This is a genomic window from Ferruginibacter yonginensis (genome assembly GCF_042651465.1).
GTDB lineage: Bacteria > Bacteroidota > Bacteroidia > Chitinophagales > Chitinophagaceae > Ferruginibacter > Ferruginibacter yonginensis.
In genome coordinates this window covers 1465862-1479569 of record NZ_JBHSCZ010000001.1, presented here as the reverse complement: position 1 = coordinate 1479569, position 13708 = coordinate 1465862, and the positions used below count along the sequence as shown (strand labels likewise).

10 protein-coding genes are annotated in these 13708 nt (G+C 36.8%); 3 read left to right on the top strand and 7 right to left on the bottom strand.

Annotation, left to right across the window (positions count from 1 at the left end; all coding sequences use genetic code 11):
• The first annotated feature begins 5 nt into the window (after positions 1–5).
• From ACFOWM_RS06590 to ACFOWM_RS06580, 3 genes are all read left to right on the top strand, one after another.
• Positions 6–1151 (top strand): PepSY-associated TM helix domain-containing protein, encoded by a 1146-nt coding sequence (locus ACFOWM_RS06590; RefSeq protein ID WP_379708046.1) that lies wholly within the window; start codon positions 6–8, stop codon positions 1149–1151.
• 68 nt (positions 1152–1219) lie between these two features.
• Positions 1220–4603 carry an isoleucine--tRNA ligase gene (ileS, locus tag ACFOWM_RS06585; RefSeq protein WP_379708043.1) on the top strand — a complete coding sequence of 1128 codons (3384 nt, stop codon included), beginning with the start codon at positions 1220–1222 and terminating at the stop codon, positions 4601–4603.
• Positions 4604–4612: 9 nt separating this feature from the next.
• Complete coding sequence (locus ACFOWM_RS06580) at positions 4613–5605, top strand: TraR/DksA family transcriptional regulator (protein ID WP_379708041.1); 993 nt, start codon at positions 4613–4615, stop codon at positions 5603–5605.
• 55 nt (positions 5606–5660) lie between these two features.
• Here the strand turns inward: ACFOWM_RS06580 and ACFOWM_RS06575 are convergent, their stop codons facing one another.
• From ACFOWM_RS06575 to ACFOWM_RS06545, 7 genes are all read right to left on the bottom strand, one after another.
• Entirely contained in the window at positions 5661–6722 is a 1062-nt protein-coding gene (locus ACFOWM_RS06575) for a YceI family protein (RefSeq protein WP_379708039.1), read from the bottom strand.
• A gap of 142 nt (positions 6723–6864) precedes the next feature.
• Positions 6865–8019, bottom strand: coding sequence for a helix-turn-helix domain-containing protein (locus tag ACFOWM_RS06570; protein WP_379708037.1), 1155 nt, complete (start codon positions 8017–8019; stop codon positions 6865–6867).
• Positions 8016–8408 (bottom strand): DUF2237 family protein, encoded by a 393-nt coding sequence (locus ACFOWM_RS06565; protein WP_379708035.1) that lies wholly within the window; start codon positions 8406–8408, stop codon positions 8016–8018. The genes ACFOWM_RS06570 and ACFOWM_RS06565 overlap by 4 nt, the downstream gene beginning before the upstream one ends.
• Positions 8409–8473: 65 nt before the next feature.
• Complete coding sequence (locus tag ACFOWM_RS06560; RefSeq protein WP_379708033.1) at positions 8474–9796, bottom strand: ammonium transporter; 1323 nt, start codon at positions 9794–9796, stop codon at positions 8474–8476.
• A 227-nt stretch (positions 9797–10023) separates the two neighbouring features.
• A complete protein-coding gene (gene dxs, locus ACFOWM_RS06555) occupies positions 10024–11946 on the bottom strand; it encodes a 1-deoxy-D-xylulose-5-phosphate synthase (RefSeq protein WP_379708030.1) in 1923 nt (640 codons plus the stop codon).
• Between the two features lie 270 nt (positions 11947–12216).
• Entirely contained in the window at positions 12217–12912 is a 696-nt protein-coding gene (locus ACFOWM_RS06550; RefSeq protein WP_379708028.1) for a peptidoglycan DD-metalloendopeptidase family protein, read from the bottom strand.
• Positions 12913–12964: 52 nt separating this feature from the next.
• The gene (locus ACFOWM_RS06545) at positions 12965–13690 is read right to left on the bottom strand and encodes a ferredoxin--NADP reductase (protein WP_379708025.1); all 726 of its coding nucleotides are present in this window, start codon (positions 13688–13690) and stop codon (positions 12965–12967) included.
• Between the last annotated feature and the right edge of the window lie 18 nt (positions 13691–13708).

The following is a 13708-nucleotide window of genomic DNA, read 5'->3' as shown; positions in this document are numbered from 1 at the left end:
TTGTTATGAAAGTTTTTTTTAGGCGTATTCACTTGTATTTGGGGCTAGCAGCAGGTTTGGTCATTACATTTAATTGTTTAACCGGTGCTATTTTGGTTTTTGAAACAGAGTTGCAACAGTTATTTCATAAAAATCGTTATTTCGTTACCGCATCAACACAACGATTAACAGCCGATAGTTTAATACATACTGTACAACAGCAATTACCGAATGCAACCGTTAATGGTATCAAGTTTTATAATGTTGATACTCGTTCAGCAGAAGTAAATATTACTCAAAAGCCAACAAAAAAATCAACAGCAACAGTTACCAATAAAAAAAGTAATGAAGGTATAAGATTAACTGTTTTCATTAATCCATATACGGCAAAAATTATTGAGGTTTACAATTATCGGAAATCGTTTTTTTATTTTACTATGGATGTGCATCGTTGGTTATTAGCTGGCGATGTAGGCAAAATAATAGTGGGGGTTGCTACAATCATTTTCTTATTTATTTTAATTACGGGCATCATATTATGGTGGCCAAAAAACAAAGCTGTTTTAAAGCAACGCCTCACATTAAAAAGGGGGGCAGGTTTTAAACGCCTCAATCATGATTATCATGTAGTGTTAGGTTTTTATTCAGCTATTTTTTTATTTGTATTTGCATTTACAGGGTTGGCTTGGTCGTTCGATTGGTTTAATAAAGCTATTTACTCCGTAACCAATAGCAGCATGGAGCGACCAAAAGCACCGAAAAGTACCATTTTGCCAACTTTTAAAGTGCCTGTAGAAGCTGCCTATCAAGTTGTATGGGGGCAACAACCCAATGCTATTACCTATAATATTAGTTTGCCAAAAGATAGTGCTGAAACTTATGCAGTTAATATATTGGCGTATAATGCACCCCACGAATCAGCAACGGATACTTATTTTGTTGATCAATATTCATCTCAAATAGTTTCCACACAATATTTTAAAGACCGTAACAAAGGCCAAAAAGTAAGGGCTACATTTAAACCCATTCATGTAGCATCTATTTATGGATATACCTCTAAAATTATTGGCTTTATAGTTTGTTTATTGGGCACATTTTTTCCAATTTCTGGGGTAATTATGTGGTGGAACCGTACCCGTCGTAAAAAGAAAACGAATGATGTAACTGCATAGTTTCAATTCAGCCCAACGCAAATGCTTATTTTATTACCTTTGCACACTTAATTTAAAGATTTTATGCAATGAGTGTGGGATACCAAACATACGGACAGTTAAACTTAGCCGCAATTAGCGATGATATATTGAAACAATGGCAAGCTACTGACGCATTTAAAAAAAGTATTGAGCTACGTGAGGGTAACAAACCCTTTGTGTTTTTTGAAGGTCCGCCAAGTGCCAATGGTATGCCGGGTATTCACCACGTTATTTCTCGTACCTTAAAAGATTTGGTTTGTAGGTACAAAACCATGCAAGGTTTTCAAGTAAAGCGTAAAGGCGGTTGGGATACCCATGGTTTGCCTATTGAATTAGGGGTAGAAAAAATGTTGGGTATTACTAAAGAAGATATTGGTAAAAAAATATCGATAGCAGATTACAACGCCAAGTGTAGAGAAGTTGTAATGCAGTATAAAGATAAGTGGGATGATATCACACAAAAAATGGGCTACTGGGTTGATTTAGAAAAGCCCTACGTTACTTTTGAAAACGATTATATTGAAACACTTTGGTGGTGCTTAAGTACATTGTACAAAAAAGGTTATTTGTACGAAAGTGTAAGCATTCAGCCATACTCACCTGCTGCTGGCACTGGCTTGTCAAGCCACGAATTGAACCAGCCAGGTACTTATAAAGATGTGAAAGATACGAGTGTGGTGGCATTATTTAAAGCAGTACAAAATACCACAACGCAGTTTTTATTTGATGCTTCAAATAACGAACCTGTTTATTTTGCAGCATGGACCACCACCCCTTGGACACTTCCATCAAACCTAGCATTAACGGTAGGACCGGCAATTGAATATGTATTGGTACACACCTTTAATCCATATACACATCAACCCCAATTTATTGTAGTTGCTAAAAATTTAGTATCAAAATATTTTAAGGCAGAAGCTGAAAATGGTGATTTTGAAGGTTATTCTGCTACCGTAAAATTAACACCGTGGAAAATTGTGGCCACTTTTAAAGGCAATGATATTGCTGGTGCAACATACGAACAACTACTCCCATCAGCAGCCAATACACTTGCCGCTATACAAGAAATTACACCAGGTGCCGAACCATTTAAAGTAATTGTAGGCGATTTTGTAACTACTGAAGATGGTACGGGTATTGTACACACGGCTCCTGCTTTTGGGGCAGATGATTATCGTGTAGGCAAAAAGAATAACATCGGCATTTTAACCTTGGTTGATAAGCAAGGGAAATTTGTTGAAGGTGTGGGTGAGTTCAGCCACCGCTATGTAAAAAATTATAAAGATGCTGCTGATTATGTTGATGTGAATGTTGACATAGCAGTAAAGTTAAAATTAGAAAATAGGGCGCTAAAAGTTGAAAAATACGAACACAATTATCCGCATTGTTGGCGTACCGATAAACCTATTATTTATTATCCGTTAGATGCTTGGTTTATAAAAACCACAGCGGTAAAAGATAGAATGGTGGAGCTTAATAAAACCATTAACTGGAAACCAGCCAGCACAGGCAGCGGTCGCTTTGGTAATTGGTTAGAAAATATGGTAGATTGGAACCTTAGTCGTAGTCGTTACTGGGGTACGCCGTTACCCGTTTGGCGTACAGATGATGGAACCGAAGAGGTTTGTATTGGCTCTATTGCTGAATTAAATGAAGCAATAAAAAAAGCGGCTGATGTGTTGGGGGGCGATACCAACCAACATTATTTACACGAAGGCATTTTAGATTTACACAAGCCATATGTTGATGATATTGTGTTGGTAAGTGCTACTGGCCAACCAATGAAACGTGTGCCTGATTTGATAGATGTTTGGTTTGATAGTGGTGCTATGCCTTATGCTCAATGGGGGCTTGATATGGAGAAGGTGAAAAACGGCGACCCTTTCCCATTTGGTCCGGGGGCGGAGAGTTCATTCCCTGCTGATTTTATTGCAGAAGGGGTTGATCAAACCCGTGGTTGGTTCTATACTTTACATGCTTTAGGCGTTTTGTTATTTGATAGTGTAGCTTATAAAACCGTAGTGAGTAATGGGTTGGTTTTAGATAAGAGCGGTAACAAAATGAGTAAACGTTTGGGTAATGTGGTTGATCCGTTTGTTACTATTAATCAATATGGGGCTGATGCCACACGTTGGTATTTAATTACCAATGCATCGCCATGGGATAGTTTAAAGTTTGATGAAGAAGGTATTAAAGAAGTTCAACGCAAATTCTTTGGTACATTATATAACACTTATCAGTTTTTTGCATTGTATGCCAATGTAGATGGTTTCGCATTTAAGGAAGCATATATTCCTTTAAAAGATAGGCCAGAAATTGACCAATGGATTATTTCATCTCTCAACAGTTTAATAAAAACCGTTACAGAAAGTTTAGATGCATACGAGCCAACGCAAGCAGGTAGGGCTATTGAAGAATTTGTTGATAGTTTATTAAGTAACTGGTACGTACGTTTATGCCGTCGTCGTTTTTGGAAAGGCGAATACGAGCATGATAAAATTGCCGCTTACCAAACTTTATATGATTGTTTAGAAACCATTAGTAGGTTAATTGCACCCGTGGCGCCGTTTTTTGCTGATTGGTTGTTCCAAAACCTCAACAATGCTACGCAGCGTATGGAACATGCATCGGTACACCATAGTTTTTACCCAATTGCTGATGAAAGTGCCATTAATATTTCGCTTGAAAAGCGTATGCAATTGGCTCAAGATGCCTCTTCATTGGTGTTGAGTTTGCGTAAAAAAGTAAATATTAAAGTACGTCAACCGTTACAAAAAATATTTATTCCGGCGCAAGACGCATCAATAAAAAATGATATATTATTAATTGCTGATATTATAAAATCAGAAACTAATATAAAAGAAATTGAAATTTTAGCCGCTGATAATGATTTCATCCGTAAAAAAGCCAAAGCTAATTTCAAAACTTTGGGTAAACGTATGGGCGCTAAAATGAAATGGGCTGCTAGTGCAATAGAGCAATTTGATAACGGAACTATTGAGCAAGTGTTAGCGGCACCATTTTTATTAAATGCTGATACAGTAGCGAAAGATGGAGAAGAAATTTATATAAATGCTGAAGATATAGAGGTGATTACCGATGAAATTCCGGGATACGAAATAGCATCAAAAGGTAGTTTAACCGTTGCTTTAGATGTTACTATATCTGAGGAGTTACAACATGAGGGTAATGCACGTGAATTTGTTAATCGTATTCAAAATATACGAAAAGACAGTGGTTTTGAACTTACTGACCGCATTACTGTACAAATTGAGGCAAATGAAAGTATACAACATTCATTAATAGAATATAAAACGTATATTTGCGCCGAAATATTAGCAGATACGCTTGAATTTTTGGCAGTTCTAACCGAAGGCACACAAATTGAAGTGAACGATGCAATTTTAAAAGTAATTGTAACAAAAAAATAGTGAGTATTTATGGCGACCAAAAAAGCACCTGCAAAATCAGCAGTTAAAAAGCCGGCTCCTAAAAAAAATACGGCTACCCCGGTAAAAAAAGCAGCACCTGCAAAAAAAGCGGCGGCTCCAGTTAAAAAAGCAGCTGCAAAACCAGTTGCAAAAAAGGCTGCACCTAAGCCAGTTGCCAAAAAAGCAGCTGCAAAGCCAGTAGCGGTTAAAAAAGCAGCGAAACCTGTTGCCAAAGCGGTAACAAAAACACCTGCATCTTCTGTTAAAAAGAGTGCACCTGCTCCAGTTAAAAAAGCGGCTGCACCACAAAAACCAACCAAAGTATTGGCAAAAACACCAAATAAACCGGTAGCAAAAGCTGCACCAGTAAAAGCGGCTCCAGCAAAAGTAGCCCCTGCAAAGCCAGTGGCAAAGGCTGCTGAAAAACCAGCTCCTGCAAAAGTAGCTGCTGAAAAACCAGCTCCTGCAAAAGTAGCTGCTGAAAAGCCGGTTGCAAAAGCAGCGCCAGCAAAACCAGCTGTTCAAAAACCAGTGGTATTACCAAAAATTAATACCAAAACTAGTAGAAAATACGAACCAGATTTTACAAAATCTGTTTTAGATAAAGCCCCACAAGACCCCGGTGCTCCTATTGTAATGTACAGCGATGCTGACCTTGCTGAATTTAAAGAGCTGATTCAAAGAAAATTAGCATCTGCTAAAAAAGAATTGGCTTATTTACAAGGATTAATTACTCGTAAAGATGATATGGGTGGCGATGAAGGTGATGGTCGTTACATGACAATGGAAGATGGTAGTTTAAGCATGGAAAGAGAAAACTTAAGTTTAATGGCTAGTCGCCAAATTACTTTTGTTGATCACCTTGAAAAAGCATTGATTCGTATTGAAAATAAAACCTACGGTGTTTGTAGGGTAACCGGTAAATTAATTGATAAAGCAAGGTTACGTGCCGTGCCTCATGCAACACTAAGTATGGAAGCGAAAATGAGCGGAAGTAAATAGTAGTATTTTATAATATTAAAAGCCGATGAATGTAGGTTCATCGGCTTTTTTGTTGTTATGATATTGATACCATCAATTCAACCGCTACATCAAATTCGTTTTTAATGGCTTGGTCGCCCAAGTTGCCAAAAAAACTACTAGAGTTATATTTTATACCAAAAATGGTTCTATCAACCTTTATAGTTCCGTTTATTTTTAAACCATCTTTTATTTTTTGTTGTTGGCAAGTGAACGAAATCGTTTTTACAATTCCTTTAATGGTGAGTTTACCGGTGAGTTCCAAGGTATTTTCATTTTTGTATATAATTTTTTCAGTAACAAATTGGGCTGTTGCAAATTTATTTACATCAAAAAAATCTTCACCCTTTAAATGCGAAACCAATTGTTCATTTTCATGTGCAATACCTTTCATATTAAAAATGATATTGGCGAATGTTATCTTGTTACTATCTACCTCAATAGTACTGCCTTTTAAAGGCAATGTACCAGTTAAACTATAACCACCTACTTCGCCGTAACCTGTCCAATTAATAGTGGCTTTACTTATTTTGGCAATAGTAGTAATGGCAGGTTTTGTAACTAAAGTTGCTTCAGTTTCAATTGGTGCTATACCTTTTACTAATGCGCCCTTGCTATTTTTGCCTATAAAATACCACATGGCATCCCCAGCTATGAGTTGTGGCCCTCTTCTCCAATCATTATTATCGGTATAAACAACCCCTTTCTTTAAAAATGCATTTTTGCAATTAAAACTAGTTTCAAAATCTTTTGGGGTGAGGCTCACTCTTAAGTACCAACCACTATCTGTGTATACAAAACTGCCATACTCTATTATTTGTACATCTTCATTGGTAGTTATGGTAATGTTATGTTTCCAAACGTACATGCTATCTTCATAAGTGGCCGAAACTGGGTTGGGGTAATGTGCTGCTATAATGGTTTGTGGCAAACCCCTTAATTTATCAGGAAATAATCGGTTATCAGCTTTTTTACCACCCTCAAAATCTAGGTTAAAAGGGTTACTGTTGGTAGCAACTGTGGGGGTTGTTTTTTGTTGTTGGTTACATACGGTTGTTGTAAATCCAAAAATGGCAAGCATTAAAAGCAAATGTTTCATATTGTAAATATTTAATTTTGAAACACAAAAATACTTTTGCCAAATGCCTGTACCGCCCCAATTTGTGATTTGAGACTTATGGAATGTTACTTTTTAAGTAAATGAAAATCAATTATTTGTGAAATAATTTCCGAATATAGGACTATATGCTATTGGTTTTTGAAGGGGCTTCACCCGTTATTTCTTTAAAAATACGGTTGAATGATGATTTTGAATTAAAACCACAATCGTACGCTAAACCCATTATAGATAGGTGTTCAAATTGCCCCGATTGTTTTTTTGATTTGAATAATTGTACCCGGTATTCATTAATAAACAATGAAAAGCTTTTTTGTAACCCATTGTTGATGGTATGTGAAATGGTTCGAGCACTATAACCCAAAGCAGTACCTATATCAGCTACCGTTAAATTTTCGTTGAGGTATAATGCTTCTTTTTCTACCAATGCAATAATTTCTTGTAATAGGGCTTCGTTTATTTCTTTTTTGGTGGTTGATGATGGTATTGATGATAGTTCATTGTTGGCAGATGGTATGTCTGTTTCAACAACAACATCAGCTACCGATTGTATATTTTGTTGAATTTGTAAAAGACTGTTTTGTTTAATAGCGAAAAAACCGATGATGAATATGATGATGCAACGAATAAAATCACTCGGAAAAATATCACCTTCTATTTTAAAATAAAAATCAATTAATACAAAAATGAGCGATAGTACATAATAGGTTACAAAAGCTAAAAGTAACTTTTGCAGCCACCTTAAAGCTAGTTTATGATCATCAGCATAAAAGTTTTGTAATGCTTTTTTATAATTTGTTATTAATTGTAAGGCACTGTACACATAAATAGCCACTAAAACATAGGTGCCAATATTTTGTAACGGACTTACAAATGGTTTGTACCAATTAATATAGATGTTGTATTTGTTATCGCTATTTTGTAAAAAGGCATAAACGAAAAACGATAATTGTGCCATTAATGGGCTAAGGTGTAATGCTATAGCCGCTTTCGATAATTTTTTATTGCCAATTAATTGCTGTGTATATAAGTAAAGTAAAGGCCCAATACCTAAACTACCAATTACAGGTAAAAAGTACAACGATGGTTTTTTATCATAAATGCCACTCTCAAGTAAAAAGTTATGTAAAAGTGTACCAATGCAAATGGTAACCAATGCAGCTAAAAAAATATTGGCTTTTTTGTTTTTCTTTTCTACCAACAATAACACTGCTGTAATACAGCCGATGATAATACCCACCAATAATACAATGATGTTGAACGTAAAACTGATGGTCATTTGGTTGGTTCGTTAGTTTGTTCGTATTGCTGCAATGTGGGTAAATCAACAAATTGCAAAGCTTTTTCGTGTGTAGCTGCTGCAATTATAGGTGGTGCTACACCTGCATCCAAAGCTTGTTTCCAGCGGTTGGCACATAAGCACCAAGTGTCACCAGCTTTGAGGCCAGGGAAATTATATGCTGGATAAGGCGTAATTAAATCGTTGCCCTGTGATTTTGAGAATTGTAAAAAAGCATCTGTAACTACCGCAGCTATTACGTGGTTACCGGTATCTGTTGGTCCGGTGGAGCAAAACCCATCTCTATAAAACCCAGTAAGTGGATTAGTACCAGCTTGTTCTAACGGGTTTCCTAAAATATTTTTTTCGCCTTTTTTCACCTTATTCATTACGAGCACATTAATTTGTACTTAAAGGTACAAGTATAAATGTTCATTTATATGATTGATAATGATTACAGTTTTTCATCATGTTGCGTAATATCTAAACCAATGGTTTCATCTTCTACTGATACCCTTAAAGGAGAGATATAGTCTGTAATTTTTAATAATAATAAGGTGCCAAAAAATATAAAAACCGATACTACCACCATGGTTATGCAATGCACTATAAATAAATGGGTTTCGCCAAAAATTAACCCATTGCCTGTGGCGTTGGCTGCATTAATATGTTGATCAGCAAATACTGCTGTAAGTATAAAACCTACAATTCCTCCTACGCCGTGGCAAGGAAAAACATCTAACGTATCATCAATAGAAGTTTTGGTACGCCATTCCACCATCAAATTACTTACAATACTGCTTACAAAACCAACTACTAATGAATGGGGTAAACTAATAAAACCTGCTGCTGGTGTTATGGCCACCAAACCTACTACTGCACCAATGCAAGTGCCCATTGCACTGGGTTTGCGGCCACGAAGTGCATCAAATAAAATCCATGTAAAGGCTGCCGCTGCTGATGCTGCACCTGTGGTACCCAATGCTGTGGCTGCTAAGCTATTGGCGCCAAATGCACTGCCGGCGTTAAAACCAAACCAGCCAAACCAAAGCAAACCAGTACCTAGCAAAACATAGGTAATTCTTGCAGGTGTATGCATAGGCTCATTGCGTTTTCTTAAATATAAGGCAGCGGCTAAAGCTGCCCAGCCTGCACTCATGTGCACGACGGTTCCACCAGCAAAATCGAGTACACCATATTTTAATAATAAACCTTGAGGGTGCCAAGTGGCATGTGCTAACGGACAATAAATGAATACGCTAAACAAACAAATAAATAAAATGTATGAAGTGAACTTTATACGTTCAGCAAAAGCACCCGTTATGAGTGCCGGGGTTATAATGGCAAATTTTAATTGATAAAATGCAAATAATAAAAACGGAATAGTGGGTGCCAATACCCAAGGTTTTAAGCTGGTAATATTTTTCATTAAAAAAAATGTACTGGGGTTGCCAATAATGCCACCCACTGAGTCGCCAAAAGCTAAACTAAAGCCCACAACCACCCACAAAACAGAAATAACGGCCATGCTTATAAAACTTTGTAGCATGGTACTGATTACATTTTTTTTGTTAACCATACCTCCGTAAAAAAAGGCTAATCCGGGTGTCATTATTAATACCAAGGCTGTAGCCGCCAACATCCAAGCTGTATCGGCCCCGTTAATGCCACTTGCATCGGCTTCACTTAACACAGTTGCTGGGCTCGAGCTGATGGTAGCTACTAATACAATCGCCACTAAAATTAGGAAAGGAATAAGGGCTCTTTTTTTGCTCATAATTTTATTAATGTTCTATAATGTATGTTACAATAATAGCAAATATTAAGTAAATTATATAAAAAATAGAGGAATTAAGATTAGAAATCGGTGAAATATTTAATTAAATGTATTAAAATTTACATTTTAATAAAAAATAAAATACATATTTTAAATTATAATATAATTGATTGGTAATAAAAAAGCCACTCTAATTTGAGTGGCTTTTTTAAAAATGTATGTAATAATTAGGCTATCATCACTTGCTTTTGTGCTACTTTACGTAATGTATTTGCAATACCGTTTGCGTCAATACCAATTTGATCATATAATTGTTTTGGTGTACCATGCTCCACCAATGCATCGGGAATACCTAAAATGGTTACATCATTTTTATAACCATGTGTCGCCATAAATTCTAAAACAGCTGAACCAAAGCCACCCACTACAGTTCCATCTTCAACCGTAATTAATTTAGGATACTGCTGACAAACCTCATGCAACATGGCTTCATCAATTGGTTTTGCAAAACGCATATCAAAATGGCCAGGGTTAATACCTTCTTTTTTTACATCTCTAATTGCTGCGGCAGCAAAATTGCCAGGGTGACCAAAGCTTAAAATTGCAATTGCTTCACCATCTTTTAATTTACGGCCTGTACCAATTTCAATAGCCTTCATGGTGGTACGCCACTCAGGCATAACACCTTCGCCACGTGGGTAGCGTATACTAAATGGAAGCTTGTTGCTTTCAAGTTGTGCTGTATACATTAAATCTCTCAACTCAGCTTCGTTCATGGGTGCACTTACAATCATGTTTGGTACGCAACGCATGTAGGCAATATCATAACAGCCATGGTGCGTTGGGCCATCTTCACCCACTAAACCACCTCTGTCTAAACAAAATATTACAGGTAATTTTTGAATAGCAACATCGTGTATTACCATATCGTATGCCCTTTGCATGAATGATGAGTAAATGTTGCAAAACACCCTCATGCCTTGTGTTGCCATACCTGCACTTAAGGTAACGGCATGTTGTTCACAAATACCTACATCAAAAGCTCGGTGAGGCATAGCATCCATCATAAACTTTAATGAGCTACCACTAGGCATTGCCGGAGTAACACCCATTATTTTATCATTTTTTTCAGCTAACTCAATAATAGTATGTCCAAATACATCTTGGTATTTTGGCGGTTGTGGTACATCAAAAGTTTTCTTTACAATTTCGCCAGTAATTTTATCAAACAAGCCCGGTGCATGCCACTTGGTTTGGTCTTTTTCTGCCAACTCATATCCCTTGCCTTTTACTGTTTTTATATGCAAAATTTTGGGGCCAGGTATATCTTTTAAATCTTGGAGGGTTTCAATTAATTTGGTAACGTTATGTCCATCAATTGGTCCAAAATAGCGCAACTTCAATGCTTCAAATAAATTGCTACTGCTGCTTACCATGCCTTTTAAGCCTTCGGTAAGTTTGGTAGCCATACCACGGGTAAAAGTTTTGCCCACAGGTAATTTGCCTAGCAAGTTCCACACATCATCTTTCACTTTATTGTAAGTGTGTGAAGTAGTAATATCAGTAAGGTATTCTTTTAAAGCACCCACATTTGGATCAATGCTGATGCCGTTATCATTTAAAATAATGAGCAGGTTACTTTTTTCGATACCAGCATGGTTCATCGCTTCAAAAGCCATGCCTGCAGTCATTGAGCCATCACCAATAATAGCAATGTGCTGTCTATCAGTTTCGCCTTTATAATGGCTAGCCATTGCCATGCCTAAAGCGGCTGAAATTGAGGTAGAGGAGTGGCCCACGCCAAAAGTATCATATTCACTTTCGCTGCGTTTAGGAAAACCGCTTAAGCCATTCAGCTTTCTGTTTGTAGGGAATTGGTCACGCCTGCCAGTTAAAATTTTATGTCCGTAAGCTTGGTGGCCTACATCCCATACTAATTGATCATAAGGAGTATTCATTACATAGTGCAATGCAACAGAAAGTTCCACTACGCCTAAGCTAGCTGCAAAATGGCCGCCATGTATACTCACCACATCAATAATATATTGACGTAATTCGTCGCAAACCTGCAACATATCATCTTTACTCAGCTTTTTTAAATCGGCAGGGGTGTTAATGTTGGCTAGTAGTGGTCCTGGCTTTATCTCCATTTTTATTGATATTAAGTATCATCACAAAATTATAACAATATAAGTTACAATTTATTTTTTAATAGTGGGGCTATCATCTTTTTGTGCTAGTATGAGCAGTAGTTCCGGCACTACGCTTGTAGTCCGCACTCGTGCCTCGTTGTGGGCTACCGCTGCGTTCCGGCAGCCTTTGGGCATTTGTGCTTATTTCAGCAACCATTTTTGATGATGGTGGTACAAATAATATTTCCTTAATTCAAAAGCCAAAGTATTCAGTAATTGGCTGAAAGTTTAATAAAAAACGCCTCCATCAAAATTAATCAGTTGGTTTGCATCAGGGCAATTTTTTAAATAAAAAGCCCTATCGGGTTCGCTACAAACACCAGGGTAATCGCCTTCATAATTACCAATATCTTCAATTACTTGAAAATGTAAATGTGGTGGCCAATTGCCGTTTTCAATTGGGTTGCCAAAGCTGCAAAAAGCTTCACCTCTTGTAATAAATTTACCCTTACGCATATCATGTAAGCTAGCAAGCGATAAGTGGCCGTATAATGTGTAAAAACAAACTGTATCAAGCTGGTGTTGTAAAATAATAGTAGCACCATAATCGCCAAATTGATCATTAAAAGCAAAGCTGTGTACCATACCACCTAAAGGAGCATATACTTTGGTGCCAACAGGCCCCCAAATATCAACGCCTAAATGAATGCTACGATTTTGAGCACCATCAAACAAGGTACTGCGTTTGTAAAGTACCCTATTTTCGTTATAACCACCTATACCGTAAGTGGCATTATTAGCTGTTAATTGTTGAGTAATGTATGCACTAAAAGCATTTGTATCTGCAATAAGCGCTGGTGAAATTTGTTGGTTATTAATGGTAAAATCAAAGGTATGTATGCCATCTTTTTCTTTGTTTATTTTCACAACAGGGAAAAAGCTAGCGTAGTGTTTTTTTAGTAAAAAATTTAAATCTACTTGCATGAAATTCATTTGAGTAAGCTAAGTTAGCTCAAAACAAATGATGTGTAGTAAGTTAACCGTACAACTCTGTATGAATGGCTTTTTTATCGTAACCTAATTCAATTATTCGCTGTTTGGCCTCATCAATCATGGCTTTCCAACCGCAAAGCATAAAGGTTGCTTGAGGGTTAGGTTGTTGAGCGATGATGGATTCATACACTTGGTGTACGTAGCCAGTGGCACCTTCCCAGAGTTCTCTACTTAAAGTGGGTAAATAATGAAGCCCTTGCATTTGATTACTGAGTTGTTGTAGTTCAGTATGGTACAATAAATCAGCTTGTGTTCTGCAGCCAAAAATCAAATAAATGTTTTTGATAGCATGCTGTTGGCTAAAGAGCCATTGCACCATACTTCTAAAGGGGGCAATACCTGTACCTGTACATATTAAGAATAAATCGTTTTGCAAGGCGTTTTCTTGTAAAGTAAATACACCAACTGGTCCTCGTAAAGTAATATGATCACCGACATTTACGTGGTTAAATAAGTAGGTGGTGCCTGCGCCATCATCTAGCAAAACAATGCATAACTCAATAATATTAGTACCATTTGGCCAGCTTGCAATGGAGTAACTACGCAAACGTTTATGCGGTTTTTCATGTATTGGTAAATCGAGTGTTACAAATTGACCAGGTTTAAAATCAAATGCTGCTACTTCATCTAATTGTAAAAAAAAGCTACGGGTGTTATGTGTAATTTGTTCAATTTTTATAACGGTTGCTTTTTGCCAAGGTTGTAACATAACAATAGTTTTATGTAA